The sequence below is a fragment of the Arachidicoccus rhizosphaerae genome, from assembly GCF_900107765.1.
Classification (GTDB): domain Bacteria; phylum Bacteroidota; class Bacteroidia; order Chitinophagales; family Chitinophagaceae; genus Arachidicoccus; species Arachidicoccus rhizosphaerae.
The window spans coordinates 176,221-195,806 of record NZ_FNQY01000002.1; the positions used below are offsets into that span (position 1 = coordinate 176,221).

The following is a 19,586-nucleotide window of genomic DNA, read 5'->3' on the forward strand; positions in this document are numbered from 1 at the left end:
TAATAGGGGAGCGAAAGTAAAAATTTTCTGGTGAAATCCAGTTTTTAAATGGCTTAGACAAAGTTATCCTTGATATTCTTTTTTGATCATAGCTTCTGTTAGTCGCTCTCCGCCATTTTTAAGAATGAGTTCCAGTACCTTAGTAGTAGCCAGGGCGTCACCTCCGGCGCGGTGCCTGTTGTCTAAACAGATATTTAAATCCTCGCAAAGGCTTTCAAGGCCGTGTTTGACTAAATTAGGGAATGCTTTTCTGCTAAGCTCCAGTGTGCATAATACAGGCGCTGCTAAGCTATACCCTGCCTTTTCCAGAAAATATTTTAAATAAGGATAATCAAAGGAGGCATTATGGGCCACAAAAGTGGTTTTTTCCAAAAATTTCAAAATGGTCGGCGCCACCTCTTCAAAAAAAGGTGCGTCAGATACCATTTTATCACTGATCCCAGTCAATTTTGCAACATATTTAGGTATGGGAATCGTGGGGTTGACTAATGTAGAATATTGGTCCACAATATTTTTGCCATCAAATAAGACTATAGCAATTTCTGTTATACCATTCTTACTTGCGGGACTGCCTGTACCTTCTATATCAACGACTGCATACGTTCTTTTACTCTTCATAATCTATTAAGGCTACAATAATAAGTCTTTTTTTATGAAAACAGCCTAACGGATGTAGGTATCAGGGGTTAAGTTATACATATTTTCACGATTTTTTTATTCATGTGTTATTCCTTATCTTTGGATATCAAATTTTTGGCTATGCGAAAAATTCTATATTGCTGTTTGTTCATAGGAGGGTTTATGCTTACTTCCTGTAAGAACCAAATGGCCGAGATCAAGGATTTTAAAGCTGATTTACAGAGTAAACTCTGGCAAACTGTTCTCGATCAGGTTGGAATGGATCAGGGAGATACTTCGGCAGTCCAGCATGCCCTGCCCCTTAATTATTTTTTAAGAGAAGGGTTTGCCGCTAAGTTCGGACTCTAGGCATTCTTTTTTATCCAATAGCTTGTTATATATAAATATATTGTTATATCTGAAATTTTTTTCGGCAAAAAATGCGTGCAAAAAAGAAAAACGCCTAACTTCGTTTTTTAATGGCACTATCTACACAACATCTGTTAGGCATTAAAGATATAACTAAAAAGGATATTGAAATCATCCTTTCAACTGCCCATCAATTTAAAGAAGTTTTACAACGACCCGTTAAGAAAGTACCTTCACTCAGGGATGTTACCATAGTTAATTTATTTTTTGAAAATTCCACGCGCACCAGGATGTCTTTTGAACTGGCTGAAAAAAGGCTTTCTGCTGATACCCTGAATTTTTCTGCCGCTGCATCTTCTGTCAAAAAAGGAGAAACACTACTGGATACCGTCAATAATATATTGAGTATGAAAGTAGATATGGTGGTGATGCGCCATAGTGCCAGCGGAGCTCCTCATTTTTTGGCCAAGCATATCAATGCAGCTATTGTGAATGCCGGGGATGGTATCAATGAACATCCTACGCAGGCATTGTTGGATGCGCTGTCTATGAAAGAAAAGTTTGGTAAACTTGAAGGGCTGAAGGTAGCTATTATCGGGGACGTTATGCACAGCCGGGTGGCTTTGAGTAATATTTACCTGTTAAAAAAGATGGGAGCAGAAGTCATGGTGGCAGGACCGCCGACTTTAATCCCGAAATATATGGCACAGGCCTTAGATGTAAGGGTTGAATATAGTGTTAAAAAAGCGTTGGCCTGGTGCGATGTCGCTAATGTTTTAAGAATCCAGCTTGAAAGACAAAACCAGCCGTTGTTCTCTTCCTTAAGGGAGTATAATCTGGCTTATGGAGTCAACAGAAAACTATTGGAGTCTTTAGATAAAGAAATCGTAATTATGCATCCTGGACCGATTAATAGAGGAGTAGAACTGGATAGTGATGTTGCGGATGGTCCTTTTTCAATTATATTAAATCAGGTTGAAAATGGTGTCGCTGTTCGCATGGCCGCACTTTATCTGTATTCAGGAAAAGATATTTCTGAATCCTGATTGGTTTGCTCTCACAACAAAGCCCAAATTAAATGAAAAGAATTGCCTTGTTTCCAGGAACTTTTGATCCAATGACCTTGGGCCATGTGGACATTATAAACCGCTCCCTCGATCTATTTGATAAAATTGTTATTGGTATCGGAACCAATATCAATAAAAAACCCATGTATTCTGAACAGCAAAGGGTAGATTGGATTAGAGAAATATATAAGGATGAGCCTAGGGTAGAAGCAAAGATTTACGAAGGACTTACTGTAAATTTTTGCAAGGAGGTGGAAGCGAAATATATTATCCGTGGAATCAGGTTTGTGAGTGATTTTGAATATGAGAAGACGATTGCGGATATGAACCGAAGCCTTGACAGTAAAATTGAAACTATATTTTTGACCTGTTTACCAAAGTATTCTTCTGTGGCCTCTACTTTAGTCAGAGATGTTATCCGAAATGGTGGGGATGCTTCCATGTTTTTACCTGAAGTTATTCGAAGAAGTATCGGACAGTAAAAGTAGGTCTGAATAGTCTTTTAGTAATCAATATAATATGTCAGTAGTTTATTGCTGGCATGTTCAGCTGTGTAACCTTATGAAAAGACCACTGACGCTATTAATTTTTATTTGTTGTATTTTAACAATTAAAGCACAGCCTGGACAGCTTGTGCTTCATTCCATTGATTTACCAGCCAGATTTGAGCAGCAAATAATCATTAGCCTGGAACAGGATAAATTAGGGATGTTATGGTTTGTTACCAACGAAGGCCTATTCCGTTTTGATGGTAACGAGGTCGTTCACCTTGGGCCGGAAACAAAACCTGGTATTCCCCACAGTAATATTAAAGCCTTGTTTGCAGATTCTAATGGTAATCTGTGGGTGGGCGCTCAGGATGGGGTTACGCGTTTGAACCTTAAATCCTGGCATACCACAGAACTCAAATTTCCTGCAGGGACAGACGCATTAAGCAGGTATATCCGAACCATGGCGGAAGACAATAATGGAACTGTTTATGCAGGCAGCCAAAATGGAAAGGTGTATAAAATCCAGAAAGATAGCCTGGTCTGCATTTTCGATATGAACACTGCTTTTAAGGATTTATATGATTTGCCCAATATAACCTTCATTAAGCAGACCGGGGGCCATCAGTTATGGTTTGGTACCTCGGTCGGGAAGATGGTGCGGTTGGATATTTTGAAAGACGGGAAGTATGGCCCCCCAAAATTCTATGGGCAGGATTTATTCAAAAAAGAACAAATTGTGGCTGCCAGTTTTGGACCAAAAGGTAATTGTATCATATCGGTTCCTAACCTGGGCTTGTTTTATTTGGAAGCTTTTACCGGCGAAATCAGAAAAATAAAGGGTCCTTACGGAGAACTAGGTGCACATGGGCAGGTATTTATGGTTCCACTGGATAGTGTACGGACCATTCTGATGACCAATACACCAGGTATCGGGAAGGAGAAACTCTTCATTTATGATTTTTCAAAAAATGATTTTAGTGTTCAGGATTTACATTATCCCAGGTTTTTAGAAGAAAATCATATTGTCTGGTTAAGTCATACCGGTTCCAAAATATTACTTTCTCTTAATGATTATCTGCTTGAACTGGCTCCTTCTACCAGTCCATTTGAGACCTTAATGGCAGAACCAAAATCTTTAAATAGTATAAGAGCTATATACAAACCAACTAGTGGTCCGCTTTTAGTGGGCTCCTATAAAGATGGTTTTGTGAAATACAATGAACAGACAGGCGATAAGGAGGTGATCGCCAGGAAATATGTTTATAGCATTTTGCCTTGGAATAAGGACTCGGTAGTACTAAGTACGGAAGGGGATGGGTTATTCTGGTATGAGATAGCAAAAAATAAGCTGACACCCATAGATTTTGAATCAGATCAGATTCAAGGAAAGCCAATGGGCAAGTTCCTGACTTTTTTAACCCGTCATGACAGCAATCATTTTTTGGTAGGAACCTATGAAAGACTGTATATGGTAAATCCCTATCAGCATACCGCACGGTCCATCAGGGAAGATAGACTGCTTAAAACCAAGGTATTGAATATATTGAAAAGGAAATCAGATTACCTGATAGGCACAGAACATAATATTCTGAAATGGAATTATAAGACGGATTCAATTGCTGTTTTTTCCCGGCACGGTCAATATGAAAATCAGGCCAGTCTTTCGGTCTATGGCATGCTTGAGGTGGATCATAATATTTGGGCTGCGACAAGCGGGACCGGTATTATTATTTTTGATCAGAATGGGAAAGCTATTGATACCCTGACAAAAAAAGACGGACTGGCGGCAAATATCGTGTTTACCCTGGCTGCGACAGATAAATACGTGCTGGCGGGTACAAAAAACGGGTTAAGTATCATTGATAAGCAGCGTCATCATATTACTAATTACTCTACAATCGATCAATTGCCTGCCAATGAATTTAATAGCGCCGCTATATATCAGGGCTCGGGTAAGGTGTATTTAGGTACCATTGACGGAGTGGTCCGTTTTAAAATGGATCAATTAAAAGGGGAGTTGTTTAAAAATAAAATAAAGGACTTATATATTACAGATCTGGTTATCACAGATAAAAAGGGACATTCTTTTTATGATTATACTTTGCCGTATCAAAAGATAAAAACAGATATTAAAATCCCTGCCGGAACCTCTTATTTTTCTATTGGATTTGGCAGTATGTATCAATCGATGAAATATCTGGATTACTATTACCGTTTGGATAAGGAACAACAGTGGATTTCTGTGGGCAACGGCGGCAAGATATCCTTTATAGGAATGCCTCCGGGTAAATATCAGTTGGAAATGGTTGCAAAACTGCCCGATGGCCATTGGAGCAATAATCTGCTAAGTTTACCTATAATCGTAGAACCAGCCTTTTATCAGACAATCTGGTTTAAATTATTAATGGGAATCCTGGTAATGGCTTTGATTTGGTTGTTGATTAAGTATAGGGAAAAACAGGCCGAAAAGGAAAGATCGCTCCGACTTAAAATCGCAGGAGATTTGCATGATGAAATAGGAAGTACCCTGGCCGGAATGTCCATGCAGGCTGAAATGTTATTAAATGGCCATCGTCAACATCAGGATACTTATTTGAAAAGCATTGCGGATAATGGAAGAGCGGCCGTACAGACCATGGGGGATATCGTCTGGTCTATTGATCCTAGAAACGATGATAGTCTGAGCCTGTTTCAAAGGATAGAAAGATATGGTAATAAAGTTTTGGGAGAAACTGACATTACCATTCAATTTGAAAGCCATGGGGTTAATGAGAAGCAATTTATACCCCAAAAAATAAGGCAAAATGCGATGCTGATCTTTAAGGAGGCAATAACTAACATTATTAAACATTCTAAGGCTACCAGGGTTGTTGTTGTATTTAGCGCATATGATAATGGCTTTAAATTATCTATAGAAGATAATGGAAAAGGTATGGCCAGCATTAGTGTTGAAGATAATCACTTTCCAAGTGTGGGGCATGGGTTGCGCAATATGGAGATGCGCGCTGAATTAATGGGGGCCGAACTCTTTTTTCCTGCAATTAGCAAAGGATTTAAAATTTTATTGATCTGCAAGGGCGAATGAAATTAAGCGATAAACCCCCCTTTTGGGTAGGTGTTTTCTTGAAAAATTATGCGTATTTTGCTTTTGCTTCTACAATATTTAGAACACAAAACAAATGACCCAACTAGCGATTATAGAAGATAATATTAATATCAGAGGAGTATTAAAAGATTATTTTACAGCGGAACCAGGTTTTGAGGTAGTCTTTTGCTGTGGCAGTTTTGAAGATTTTTGCGAAGATTGGCAAAAAAATGAGGGGCGAATAGATGTTGTTATATGTGACATTGGTTTACCAGGTAAATCCGGAATTGACGCCGTGTGGTATATTAAAAACAGGAGTGAGAAGACGCACGTATTAATGCTGACGGTATTTGAGCAAAAAGAAAAAATATTTCAGTCTCTATGTGCGGGTGCATCCGGCTATATGCTTAAAAGCACGCCTTTGTCAGAAATCAAAGCAGCTATAGGTGATATACTAAATGGAGGGGCAGCCATGTCTCCAAAGATTGCCATGCAGGTGATCAGTTATTTTAATAAAAGAAAGCAGGGAGGAAGTATCGAAAATGAAAAACTGACCGCCCGGGAAATTGAGATCTTATCTTTTTTGGAGCAGGGCCTTTCCAATAAATCGATAGCGGATCAAATGAATCTTTCTATAGATACCGTAAAGTTCCATATTAAGAATATTTATTTAAAATTGCAGGTCACGAGCAGAGCGGAACTTATTGCCAAATACAGACAATTCTAGATTTTGTTAGTTTAAAAAAGGTTGAAACAGTTGAATGCCATTTAATTGCATAAAATCTACCCGCGTGGGTGGGTCTTATTGTTTTAGCAATGATTTTCTTTGTGCATTCAATCATTATTTTAACCTATTGTCATGAAAAGACTTTTACTCCTATTTGCTTTTGTTCATGTGATGTGTTTGCTTTATGCGGCCGATCCGCTGACTGAAAACAATAATCGTTATGCTGCAGGGCCTATTACAGATGGTTTTATTACTCAATGGGTCACCACAAAGGATGCACAACAAATCATTATACCAATAACCCCTTTGCTGGCCAGTCAATATAATTATGACGTAAACTGGGGAGATGGCAGCAACTCTACAGGTCAAACGGGTGATGCGACCCATACATACACTTCAAAAGGGACTTATACGGTAACTATTAAAGGCGAATTTCCAGGCATCCAATTTAATAGTAATTCAAGCCCTGCAAGTAATGACTCCCTTATTCATGCCGTATTACAATGGGGTAATGGTACCTGGGAAGGGATGGATGCAGCTTTTATGAATTGCGTTAATCTAGTAACCGTGCCCAATGCGGACGGTCCCATTTTTGCGCCTAATGCTACTTTATATTGTATGTTTTTAAATTGTTATTCTTTTAATGGTGATTTGGATAAATGGGATGTAAGTAATGTAAGGGAGACGGCCAATATGTTTCAAAATGCGACCTCTTTTAATGGAAATATATCGACCTGGGATGTTCATAATGTTACCAATATGCAATATATGTTTTCTAATGCAAATCATTTTAATGGTGATTTATCTTCCTGGAATGTCGCGAATGTTCAATATTTCCAGTCAATGTTTGCATACGCGACTGCTTTTAATGGGGATCTTAGTACGTGGAATACAGGCAGTGCCACAACGATGCAGCAAATGTTTGGCAATGCCATTGCCTTTAATGCTGATATAAGTCATTGGGATGTGTCTAGTGTTACTGAAATGGAATTAATGTTTAACGGAGCCAGAAATTTTAATCAAAATCTATCTGCCTGGGATGTGTCAAAAGTTGTGGATATGTCTAATATGTTTACTAGTGCGGTGTCATTTAACGGTGATATTGCTGCCTGGGATGTTCATTCCGTAAAAACCACTTCTGGGATGTTTCAGAATGCGGCTGCTTTCAATAGAGATCTGCCCAATTGGGATCTGTCCAGTGATACGACTATGGAATTAATGTTTTATCAGGCCACTTCTTTCAACGGTAATATCAGCAATTGGAAAGTGAATAATGTAAAATCAATGTCCAATACCTTTGGTTTTGCTACCTCTTTTAATCAATCTATCGACGGATGGAACGTTTCAAATGTGGAAAACATGTCTCTTATGTTTTTTGGCGCTTTGAAGTTTAATCAGGATTTAAATAACTGGAATGTCTCCAAAGTAACCAATATGTATGAGATGTTTAGAAATGCAACTGCATTTAACGGAGATATTTCTTTATGGGATGTTTCCAGCGTTACCGATATGTCCGCCATGTTTAGTTTGACCGGTTTTAATAGGGATATTACTAATTGGAATACCCAGGCCGTTCAGACTTTAAGTCAAATGTTCATGGACAACAGCTCCTTTAATCAGGATATTTCGGGCTGGAATGTTGCCAGCGTAATGGTCATGGCGGATGCTTTTAACGGAGCTACGTCTTTTAATCAGAATCTGGGCAGCTGGGATATTGAAAAAGTAACATCGATGAACCAACTATTTGATAATAGTGGTCTTTCTACGGCTAATTATGAGGCTACGCTAAACGGTTGGGCGTTGCAGGATGTTAAGTCAGATGTTTCCCTGGGAGCAACTGGCATAAAATATTGCGATAATACGGGGCATGATGAGCTCACTGATACCCATAGCTGGACTATTAATGGAGATCGGCAAGTTTGCCTGGTCCCAGCTGTTCCGGATGCAGACGGAATTGTCTATGTAGATAGTACTGCTGCAGCAAATGGGGATGGGAGCAATTGGAAAAAAGCGCTCAGGTATTTAAGTAACGCAACAGAATCGGCCAGAGAGAATACCGCCATAAAGGAAGTGCATATTGCCAAAGGAACTTATTATCCCACTGGTCAACAAAACGCTAAATACCAGGATAGCACTTTTATCATTAGCAGATCGAATTTAAAATTATTAGGAGGATATCCTAATGGAGGAGGTGTCCGTAATACAGAGACGAATGGTACTATATTAAGTGGCGATATTGGTGTGCAGGAAGATTATACGGACAATGTGGGTTGTGTCTTAAGCATACAAAATATTCCGGAAACGGATAGCTTATTAGTAGATGGTTTAACCATTGCAAATGGAAATATTACACCTGCTAATTTTAAGGAGGATTACTCCAGAATTGCCAGCGGGGTCACTATTCTTAATTCATTTGCCAACACTGTTTTGAATCATTGTAAAATTGTGGATAATCATAGTGTTTTCTGTTCCGGGATTGCGGTAATTTCCTATAGCGAGCAAGGTGATGGGGATAATTTGAAATTAGCCGATCCTCAAATCTTAAATTGCCTCATTCAGCATAATAAGGTAATACTGGATGCGGATCAGGCTAATTATGGATATGAATACGGTTCGTCTTTCTGGAATGCCAATGCAAAGCCTTATGTTTACAATTGTTCATTTTTGGAAAATCAAGGCTTTATTGGCGGTGCGAATTTTAGTTATTACAATGGTGCACCTCTTTTTAATAAGTGTAGGTTCACCGGTAATACTGCTTATGGAATATCTGTCTCAGTCAGCCTTTACAATTCATCCCCTAAATTTATTAACTGCCTGATTAATAACAATATCGTATTGGGATTAAGTGAACTGTTGGGTGAGGAAGATGAAGATGCGTATAAAATTTATGATAATGCGATAGTAGCCAATTTAATGTATTCAAATTCCAGCCTTGTAAATTGCACAGTTGTTAATAATAAAAGTGCAGTAACACCTGTAACGGATGCGGGACTGATATTTAATTCCATGCAATCAAATGTAAATATTACCAATAGTGTCTTCTGGGGAAATCAGAATCATACCATAACGGATTCTCTAACGAATTTGCCTTCTGCGGTGTCTTATAGCCTAATAGAAGGCGTGGCGGCTGACGCCTCAAATCACTTGCTCGACGGGACCGTTAATCAGGCAGTATTTACTGATTCTGCAAATGGGGATTATAGTTTAGTGGCCGGTAGTGAGGTCATTGATGCAGGGTTCAATGATTCCTTAAAAATATTGCTGGGAACGCATCTTGATGGCATGACTGATGGAGGCACTGATCTGGCTTCCAATCAACGGATCTTAAATGACGTTATCGATTTAGGAGCATTTGAGCTGTTAGGGGGAAATTTACCGGTAAATGCCAGTGATTTAAGCGGACAGGTCGATGCCAGCGGGCAGGTAATATTAAACTGGACTACCTACACCGAATCCAACAATAAAGGCTTTCGGATTCAAAAATCTATGGATGGAATTAATTTTCAGGATCTGGATTTTGTGGCCAGTCAGGCTTATAATGGTGTCAGCAGCAGCGCCTTAGATTATAGTTTTCGCGCAGGGCTGTTAGACGGGACTGCGTATTACCGTTTTGTTCAGGAAGATCAAAATGGGACAAAAAAGAGTTCTAATGTAATTCGCTTAATAAATAACCTTCTTGAATTTAAGGTCCAGGCTTATCCCAATCCCGTCCAAAATACATTACAGGTAAAAATTATTGGAAAAAGGTCTGCAAATGCGGGGTTAACCTTATTGAATTTTGCCGGTAAGGTATTGCGTAGGCAGCCCGTTACGGGGGCACAAACTAAGATCGATATGCAAGGTCTGGCGGCTGGTATTTATTTGCTGAGGTATAAGGATAATGCAAATACTACAGTAATAAAAGTGATTAAACAATAATCCGGTGTTTAAATAGGGGGATATGTATAACTAATTGTTAATCAGTAAATTGATTTTGAGCCGGTGATTATCCAGCTTCATTAAAGATATTGAAGGATACTGTTTTATCCGGTTTTGGCGAAAAACCACCCTTTTGGGTAGGACTGAAAAATGGAATTTTACCGTTCTTTATGCATCCATGGAAATGGATGGATCACTCAAAATCAGTGTTGGACAGTTATTTATCAGTATGTTAGGATTATTTATGTTTCCGACTAGGGATCACCTATATAATCAGAGTTATCCATTAGCTGATCTTTAACTGATTGTAAATCACTGAAATAATAAGTTATTTGCGATGTTAAGTTGATATTGCCAAAACGCATAAACTGTATGAGATTTGCGATAAATGAGGGATTTTCGTGGGGTCGCAACCAAATTTGCCTTTCTTTTCAGGAAGGTATAGTGTCAGTGTTCAGGGTGAGAACTTTAAGGGTAGTTCTTGCCCTGATTTGATTTGGGGCTAACTGTTATGAAATATAAAATCTTTTTAGTAAATTCTTGTACCTTTGCCGCCGATACGGTTTTTGCTTCGGCAAAATTAAAAGGGAAGTTGGTGCAATCCCAACGCTATCCCCGTAGCTGTAAACTTTCTTACAATGCGTGATTGTAAGTTTCTGAAAAGTGTCACTGCCAGATAATAATTGGTGGGAAGACCCAGAGCAAAGTGAGCCAGAAGACCTGCCTGATCAATTTTAATAGCTAAAAACAGACTTTCGGGTGAAAGGTCTTCAGCGCATGTTATTGCTTAGGACAGACTGTCTGTTGGTTCTCTCAACATAGTCTGTGTGTTCAGGTGATTTCAGTCCTGCTGTTTTCCTGCTTCCTATTTTTAAGGAACCCCGGTGTCTGCTATCGTTTGATAACAATGATAAATGATAATTTGGGCAGCATACGTAAAATTTCTTCATTCCTTGCAGGATGGATCGGGTTATGTATATTCATATTGTTGTCTGGTGTCTTAACCGCCCAATCCTCCATTCATTCATTACCAACCCGGAATAAAAACACCGAGAGACCGGTTGCTGATACCTCCCTGCCTTTCAATGATTCGGCAAATATATTGCAGGATGTAAATCTGTATACCACCATTTTACCGGCTGTTATTAGCTGCATAGATCCCATTCAGGTAATTACCCGTAAATACCCGGTCTGGCAGGACGGTTTAAGCGTATCTGATATGGTACGATATTTTTCAGGGGTACAGTTAAAGGATTATGGCGGTGTCGGAGGACTTAAAACGGTCGATGTCCGCAGTCTGGGTACCAGACATACGGCGGTTTTAATGGATGGCTTACCTCTTGAAAATGCACAAAATGGCCAGGTTGATTTAGGAAAATATGGATTGAATGATTTAAGCAGTATCTCCATTTACAAAAATCAAAATAGTCAGATATTCCAGCCGGCAACGGCCTTTGCAAGCAGTAATGCCATTTATTTGGAATCCAGGATGGAGTCCCTGGATAGTCTACGGCCGCAAAAAGGAAGTCTTAGTATGGGTACAGGTTCTTTTGGATTATATAATGGGTCCTTTTATGGTGCTAAAAGGTTATCGAATCTGTTTCAGATAGAAGCAAGTGTGGATGCCATGACTACCAAAGGAGATTATCCTTATACGTATACCAATGGCGTATATGATACGACCCTTAAAAGAAATAATGGAGATGTAAAACGTTTCAATGGCAAATTGAGTTTGTATGGGCATTTTGAGGATAGCAGCGCTTTATCCGTGATTGTGTATGGATTCAGAAGACAGATGGGACTGCCTGGTGCCATTGTCAGCAATAAATTTACCAATAAGGAAAGGCAGGACGAATCGGACTTTTATGGACAAACATCCTATTTTAAGCCGGTAGGAACAAAGGATAAAATTAAAGTACAGTTTAAATACAATTATAACTATCTAAAGTACAGCAACCCGGAAATTAATAAACTTTACCTGGTAAATGGCGATACAATTAAAGGAGTGCTTGCCAATCATTACAGGCAATCTTCTTATTTTTTCTCAGCGGCTAATCTTTATCAGATATTACCTGGCTGGGATCTGGACCTATCCGCTGACGTGCATTATGATCATTTAAGGATGGATCTCAATGGCCTGGAAAACCCATACAGATGGACCTATTATGGTGCTATTGCCAGTTATGTGACCATTAGCAGGGTTCAATTAGCAGGTAATCTTCTATATACAAATGTTCGGGACCATCAGCAGATAAATGACGGGATAATAGGAAAACAAAAATTATCTCCTGCTTTCAGCGCCAGCTGGCAACCTTTTGAGGGGCTGCCCGTTAAATTCAGGTCTTTTTTTAAAAAGTCCTTTCAGATGCCGACTTTTAATGATTTATATCTGACCCAGTATAATCAGACAGAGCTGCGCCCTGAAAATAGTGAACAGTATAGTCTTGGAATTTCCTATTACAAAGGCTGGTCGGGCCTTTTTAAAAATCTTCAATTGGAACTGGATGGGTATTATAATGAAGTCAAAGACAAGATAGTGGCGATTCCTACAACAAGCTTATTTCGGTGGCAAATGGTAAATCTGGGGCTGGCTAAAATTAAAGGCCTTGAATTTACAGCAAAATCAACGTTTGAACTCAACGGGTGGCTGTTGCTTTCTACCCTTGAATATACTTATCAGGATGCCAGAGATTATACAAAGCCAGGTTCCGTAACCTATAAAAATGAATTGCCTTATATACCCAGGCATAGCGGCTCTTTTATTTTATCCATCTTAAAAGACAGGTTCGGGATGAATTATAGTTTTATTTATGACGGTGAAAGGTACAGTGAACGTTTTAATAGCCTGGTAAGTTATGTGCCCGCCTGGTACACCCACGATGTTTCCTTTAATTATCGCCTGCCAATAAAGGGGCCTCTGACATCGGCTCTATTATTATCAGTAGATAATGTTTTTAATCAGCATTATGATGTAATTGAAAATTATCCAATGCCGGGTAGAAATTTTAAAATAGGTGTTCAATTTGATTTTTAATATGAAACTTCTAAAACCTTATATCCTCTTTTGCACCTTTGGAATCCTGGTTATGCTAATGGCCGGATGCCGTAAAGAGGTGGGAGTGATTGCGCCTGAAACAACGCAATTAATGAACCCGGGTGAATATGGGTCCGGTATGGATTTCTATTTACTCAATGAAGGGAATATGGGCAGCAATCATTGTAGCCTGGATTTTTTCAATCATTCAGCGGGAACCTATGCACTGAATATCTATGAAAGTGTAAATCCAAGTGTTACATTAGGTTTGGGGGATGTTGGTAATGATATTGAAATTTATGGAGGAAAGCTATATGTTGTTGTAAACGGTTCCGGCAAAGTTGAAGTATTGGAGAAAGGGTCAGCGGTAAAATTATGTCAGATCGAAGTCCCTAATTGCAGGAGTCTGGCATTTTGGAACTCAAAAGTTTTTGTTACTTCCTATAACGGATTTGTGGGTGTTGTTGACACGTCCGTATTACAAAACGGGGCTGGGAGCGTTCAGCTAGACAAGCAAATAGCGGTGGGACGTGAGCCTGAAGGCTTAGCCGTGGCTGCTAATCAGTTGTATGTTGCCAACAGCGGCGGATACAGCCCTCCGCTCTATGACCATACGGTATCGGTGATCGATTTAAATACCCTAAGCGTCTCTAAGACAATTGACTTAGGCATTAACCTGAATGATGTGCAGGCAGATAATTACGGGCATGTCGTAGTGAGCGCCAGAGGAAACTATGCGGAGGTTGCTCCCAGCTTTTATGTACTGGACGCGTCAACGGGTGAGGTATTAAAACATGAACAGATACCTGTCGGCAACTTTGCCATAAGCGATAGTATCCTGTATTATTTTACATCATCCTATCAGGCAAACAATCAGAAGGTAAGCTATAAGCGCTACAATCTTAAAACGCTGTCGGCTATAGCTGGAAGCTTTCTGACGAGTAATCTTTCCGAAAAAATACAATTTCCGTATGCCCTGAAAGTTGATCCTAAAGGTAATAGGATTCTGATTTCAGATGCCGGAGATTATACCTCTCCCGGTACTTTGTATTGGGTAGATATGGAAGGTAATGTGCTTTGGCAGGTTCAAACCGGTGAAATTCCCGGTCATATTGCCTTTTTGTAATTGCTGGCTTTAAGGGGCAGCATAAACGGATGAAAAATAGAAATAATAAAAAACAATAGTAAATGAAAAAGATGAAATGGAGTATCAAAGTAGCCACTGTGGCAGTTTGTATTTGTACGCTGGCTGTAAGCTCCTGTAGTAAGTCAGATAGTGTGAGTGATACTGAAGACGAGCAGTTAATAAGGCCGGTTACAGATTCCAGTAGCGCCTATGTGGATACGGTATTTAGTTTTACACCTGCTCCCGGGCAGTTTGTAAATACGGATTATGCAGATATTAACACGGTTAGTAAGATTACAGAGAATAAAACCATTTCTCTTGGGGCCTGGGGCGGTCAGATTGTGTTAGGTTTTGACCATACAGTCATCAATAATGAAGGAAACGATCTGCTTATTTTGGGCAATGCGGCGGCTACCTCAGCCGAACCCGGTATCGTCTGGGTGAGTTATGACGCCAACCGGAACGGATTACCCGATGATACCTGGTACGAATTGAAGGGGAGTGCTTATGGTGCTGAGGGTTACGAAAGGAATTACAAAGTGACTTATTTCAATCCGGGCGACGGAAATACAACCTCCGATATTATGTGGGTAGATAACCATAATGATACCGGGTATGTGAAATTAAATGTCTATCACAAACAGTCTTATTTCCCGGCCTGGATAACGGCCTCTAGCTATACTTTGGAAGGAAGTAAGTTGCCGGATACCAATATCGATATGAGCAACCCTACCTATATCAAAAGTCTGCCTTTTGAATTCGGTTACGTTGATAATATTGCCACGGCAGCGGGCGGCGATTCCCTGGATATCAGCAACGCCATTGATGCAGACGGTAATGCCATCGCTTTAAAGGGAATAGACTTTATAAAAATTCAGACAGGGATAATGAAGGATATGGGCTGGTTAGGCGAACTCTCCACTGAAGTGACAAGTGTGGCGGACGCGTCCCTGTTAAAATAAATCTTTAAAAATTTTATTACTTTAATCAATTAGAAAAAAATGAAACAATTATTCACTCTAAAAACAAAAAGCCCAAATCGATTTAAGCTTTCTCCCGTGCTTTGGGCTTGCTTAATGGTCATTGTTTTAATGACTGCTTGTAGTAAAAATGATGACAATTCAGTAACTACACCCACCGGCCCTTACGCCAACGGATTTTTCATTTTAAATGAAGGATGGTATGGCCATGAAAACGGGAGTGTTAATTTCTATCAGTATGGTGCAGATACCCTACAGCTCAGCGCCTTTGCTGCGGCCAATAATGGAAACAGCCCTACCACAAGTACAGCGACTTTAGAGGACGGCGCGATCATCGGAAATGACCTGTTTTTGATCTCTACCGCTGGCGGTCCTATTACAGTGGCAGATGCTGCCACGCTGCAACAAGTCGGACAGATCACCATGGATGGGTCGAGTTTCAGGGCAATTGCTGCTATAGATGCGAATACGGCTGTGGTAAGTAGTGGCTCTGATATATATACCATTGATTTAAATTCACTTACCATTAATACCACCCCGGTTTATGCAGGGAATTACATTAAAAAATTATTGAAAGTGGGAGATTATCTTCTGGCCAGCAGTAATAACGGCGTGGATATCATTAAAATAAGTGATTGGAGTCTGGTAAAGCATTTTGACGGACCAACGGAAGGTTATGTAACCACTAAAGATGGTACGGTGTATGGTGCAGGTGGCAAACTTTTGGTAAGTGTGAACGCTGCTAGTCAGGATACTACCCAGATCGCACTCAATCAAGCCATTTGGGTGGATGATTATGCTTATCATGCGCCAAGCCTGGTTGCATCTTCTAAAGAGAATGCCATTTTTTATATCGCAAAACCTACAAGTGGTTATTCCGGCAATGAAATCTATAAATACACCAAAGGAGACGCCGGGTCATTAAATGCACCTTTTATTACTTTACCAACAGGTGAGACCTTTTATTCTACCGGACTCGGCTATGACAAGCAAAACAATCAGATCGTAACCTGGTCCATTACCGGTTATAGCGAAACAGATAGTAATTTCTTACGTTTTTATGATGCGACAACCGGAGATTTGGTCAAATCCATTGAATATAAACATATTTACTTCCCAGGGAACATTGTATTTTATAATTAAGCAGGTTTGGGCTAGTAGCTTTAATTGATAAGTCAGGCCACTATCTATACATACAAGAGCCATTTTGGAGGTCGATCCAAAATGGCTCTTGTATGTATCAGCCTGATTGAAAATCTATTTTTCCTTATCAGAGTAATTGTTTAGGTTGTCTTTCGTCAGAGCGTGGCCATGTCGATAACGAACCGGTAACGCACATCACTGTTCAGTACCCTTTGGTAGGCTTCATTGACATAACTGATGTTAATGACTTCAACGTCAGAGGTAATTTGGTGCTCGGCACAAAAATCCAGCATTTCCTGAGTTTCGGGAATGCCGCCGATAGAAGATCCCGTGATAGCCCTGTTGAACGGTAACCCTTTTAACTGGAGTCCTCCCGGAGGTAATCCCACGCAGATATGCACGCCATTGTCTTTTAGTAAAGACATGTAAAAATCATAATCATGAGGCGCGGATACCGTGTCAATGATATAATCAAAATAGCGTTTCAGCGGCTGAACCTGCTCTACCTCCTTGGTATTGCAGAACTTATGGGCACCCAGTCTTTGAGCGTCCTGTTTTTTACTTTCGGATCTGCTCAGCAGGGTAACTTCCGCACCCAGGGCAACTAAAAATTTAACGGCCATATGCCCCAGACCTCCCAGTCCCAAAACGGCAACCTTGTGTCCTTTGCCAATATTCCATTTTTTGATAGGAGAATAGGTGGTAATGCCGGCACATAAAAGGGGGGCAACGCCTTTAAGATCTAATTTTTCAGAAACACGAACGACAAAATCCTTGTTACAGACTATTTTGTTGGAATAGCCACCGTACGTAGGTGTCTTTTTGTCTCTTTCCACCGAATTGTAGGTCCATACAGTTTCTCCTTTCTCGCAAAATTGTTCGTGTCCGCTTTTGCAACTAGGGCATTCGTGGCAGCTGTCTACCATACAACCAATACCGACTAGATCGCCTGCTTTAAAATTCACGGCATGCGAACCTACCCGGACAATTCGCCCGACAATTTCATGGCCTGGCACCATAGGGAAAATGCCAGGACGCCATTCACTTCTGACCTGATGAATATCAGAGTGACAGATGCCGCAGTATAATATGTCTATTTCCACGTCATCCGCTCCAACCTCTCTGCGCTCAAAATCCCAGGGACCAAGTGGGTCCTTTTCATTTTGAGCAGCGTATCCTTTTACTGGTATCATAACTTTATATTTTTATCATTTGCTAATTTTCGAGAAGCGCTTGCATTTGTTCATGAACAAAGTCCATCAGTTTTTTAATATGAGCAGGTGAAAGATCGAATTTCAAACCAGCCGCTTCATATAACTCTGGTAAGGTCCTTGTGCCGCCAAGGCTGAGTGCCTTTATATAATTATCCAAAGCCTCTTGATGATTTTGTTGGTATTGCATCCACATGCCTATGGCCCCTAACTGTGCAATCCCATATTCTATATAATAGAACGGGACCTCAAAAAGATGGAGCTGACGCTGCCAGCTGCAGGCCCGGAACTGCTCCAGACCTTCCTGATTGACAACTGAAGAAGATAACTCATTTAAGATGCTCAGCCAGCTTGCTTCCCGTTGCTCAAGCGTATGTTGCGGGTTTTCATAAACCCAATGCTGAAATTTATCAATAATGGCAATCCATGGAAAAATCGTTATGACTCTTTCTAACTGATGGATTTTAGCCCGGCGTAGCTCTTCTTTATCTTTAAAAAATACATCCCAGTGGTCCATACTGAGTAACTCCATTGACATAGAAGCTACTTCGGCAATTTCCATTGGATACTCCTTAAAAGCACTGAGCGCCAAAGGGTGCGCTAAAAATGAATGAATCGCATGACCGCCTTCATGTACAATAGTGGTGACATCACTCATCTGCCCGGCTGCATTCATAAATATAAAGGGTGCCCCGCTTTCAGCCAGCGGACAATTGTACCCTCCGGGCGCTTTACCTTTTCTGCTTTCTAAGTCAAAATGTTTTAATTCATCCATTTTGCGCAGACAACCCGCAAAAAATGGATTTAGTTGTTCAAAACAGGCTTCTGTTTTTGCCAACAAATCTTTGCCATTGGTAAAAGGACGTAAAGGCTCTGTATTGGCCGGTTCGGCTTCCAGATCCCAGGGCCTTAAATCATCTAACCCCAGTTTCTGCTTTTTGTAATGATTGATTTGATCCACTAATGGTAAAACATGCAACTTAACGGCTTCATGGAACTGAAAACAATCTTCTTTGGTATAATCAAAACGGCCCAGTTCTGCAAATTTGTAATCCCGATAGTTTTCAAAACCGGCATTGACGGCTACCTGTTGTCTTTTTTGTATCAGCTCAGAATATAAATGATTAAACGCATCCTTATCCTGAAGCCTTCTGTTCTGGACTTTCATATAAACATCGCGTCTGAGGTTTCGCTCAGGGCTTTCCAGAAATTTAGCAGCTTGCTGAAGCGTAAATTCCTTGCCATCGACTTCCACGGTCATTTTACCGGCAATGGCGCCATATTGTTGTTGTAAAACACTGAGCTCGGCCTGGATGGGAATGTTCTGGGGGCGGAAAAGTTCGATACTTCTACGTACGCTTCTTAAATAGGTATGATATAAGGCAGGCTCCAGTTCTTCCACAAAGGGGGAGTCAATTAATTTTCTGTTGAGTTTGTCTGAATAGGGCTGGAGTCTGGGCTGAATCTCCATACAAAAATAGGTAAATGCGTCTTCCAGTGCCTTATCTGTTGTATCACAAGTCATTTTAATCTGGCGCCAACAAGCGTCTTCACTGATAACAGCCTCTAATTCACTGAGATCCTTTAACCACTGTTCCAAATCAGATTTACTGTTGATGGAACGTTCCGATAATTCTTTAAAGAAGGGTTCCAGGGTTTCCCAGGTGGTCACTGTAAAATCCTTTGGGACAAATTCTCTGGGCAATTTCTGAATATCAGCAGTAGGTGTCGTATTTGCCATATATTTTAATCTGTTTTAATGTTGTCAAAATAAAAATAAATCTAATTGGGAATCAATTTGTTAATGAATCCCCTCT

The 19,586-nt window shown here is 40.1% G+C and carries 13 protein-coding genes and 1 riboswitch; of the genes, 10 read left to right on the forward strand and 3 right to left on the reverse strand.

From position 1 onward, the window contains the following. Positions 1–63 precede the first annotated feature (63 nt). Positions 64–618 (reverse strand): 3'-5' exonuclease, encoded by a 555-nt coding sequence (locus tag BLU80_RS03095; protein ID WP_091393217.1) that lies wholly within the window; start codon positions 616–618, stop codon positions 64–66. A gap of 141 nt (positions 619–759) precedes the next feature. On the opposite strand from BLU80_RS03095, the gene BLU80_RS03100 reads away from it, so the two are divergent. From BLU80_RS03100 to BLU80_RS03145, 10 genes are all read left to right on the forward strand, one after another. After that, positions 760–987, forward strand: a complete 228-nt coding sequence (locus BLU80_RS03100; protein WP_091393221.1) for a hypothetical protein — start codon at positions 760–762, stop codon at positions 985–987. Positions 988–1,097: 110 nt separating this feature from the next. Continuing rightward, entirely contained in the window at positions 1,098–2,033 is a 936-nt protein-coding gene (locus BLU80_RS03105; protein ID WP_091393224.1) for an aspartate carbamoyltransferase catalytic subunit, read from the forward strand. Between the two features lie 32 nt (positions 2,034–2,065). Next, positions 2,066–2,536: a pantetheine-phosphate adenylyltransferase gene (gene coaD, locus BLU80_RS03110; RefSeq protein WP_091393229.1), complete on the forward strand. Its 471-nt coding sequence runs from the start codon at positions 2,066–2,068 to the stop codon at positions 2,534–2,536. Positions 2,537–2,615: 79 nt separating this feature from the next. Then, positions 2,616–5,630, forward strand: a complete 3,015-nt coding sequence (locus BLU80_RS03115) for a sensor histidine kinase (protein WP_170831126.1) — start codon at positions 2,616–2,618, stop codon at positions 5,628–5,630. Between the two features lie 94 nt (positions 5,631–5,724). Continuing rightward, the gene (locus tag BLU80_RS03120; protein WP_091393235.1) at positions 5,725–6,357 is read left to right on the forward strand and encodes a response regulator transcription factor; all 633 of its coding nucleotides are present in this window, start codon (positions 5,725–5,727) and stop codon (positions 6,355–6,357) included. Between the two features lie 132 nt (positions 6,358–6,489). Next, positions 6,490–10,275, forward strand: coding sequence for a BspA family leucine-rich repeat surface protein (locus BLU80_RS03125; RefSeq protein WP_091393238.1), 3,786 nt, complete (start codon positions 6,490–6,492; stop codon positions 10,273–10,275). Positions 10,276–10,818: 543 nt separating this feature from the next. After that, positions 10,819–11,017, forward strand: a riboswitch (cobalamin riboswitch). Between the two features lie 165 nt (positions 11,018–11,182). Continuing rightward, on the forward strand, positions 11,183–13,309 hold the full coding sequence (locus BLU80_RS03130; protein ID WP_091393242.1) for a TonB-dependent receptor plug domain-containing protein: 2,127 nt from the start codon (positions 11,183–11,185) through the stop codon (positions 13,307–13,309). A gap of 1 nt (position 13,310) precedes the next feature. Beyond that, positions 13,311–14,435, forward strand: coding sequence for a YncE family protein (locus BLU80_RS03135; protein WP_091393249.1), 1,125 nt, complete (start codon positions 13,311–13,313; stop codon positions 14,433–14,435). Positions 14,436–14,497: 62 nt separating this feature from the next. Further along, positions 14,498–15,397, forward strand: a complete 900-nt coding sequence (locus BLU80_RS03140) for a hypothetical protein (RefSeq protein WP_091393252.1) — start codon at positions 14,498–14,500, stop codon at positions 15,395–15,397. A 39-nt stretch (positions 15,398–15,436) separates the two neighbouring features. Beyond that, positions 15,437–16,558 carry a DUF5074 domain-containing protein gene (locus tag BLU80_RS03145; RefSeq protein ID WP_091393257.1) on the forward strand — a complete coding sequence of 374 codons (1,122 nt, stop codon included), beginning with the start codon at positions 15,437–15,439 and terminating at the stop codon, positions 16,556–16,558. A gap of 155 nt (positions 16,559–16,713) precedes the next feature. Here the strand turns inward: BLU80_RS03145 and BLU80_RS03150 are convergent, their stop codons facing one another. Together BLU80_RS03150 and BLU80_RS03155 are read right to left on the reverse strand one after the other, a co-directional pair. Further along, positions 16,714–17,751, reverse strand: coding sequence for an NAD(P)-dependent alcohol dehydrogenase (locus tag BLU80_RS03150; protein ID WP_091393260.1), 1,038 nt, complete (start codon positions 17,749–17,751; stop codon positions 16,714–16,716). A gap of 22 nt (positions 17,752–17,773) precedes the next feature. Then, positions 17,774–19,510: a M3 family oligoendopeptidase gene (locus BLU80_RS03155; protein ID WP_091393264.1), complete on the reverse strand. Its 1,737-nt coding sequence runs from the start codon at positions 19,508–19,510 to the stop codon at positions 17,774–17,776. Positions 19,511–19,586 lie beyond the last annotated feature (76 nt).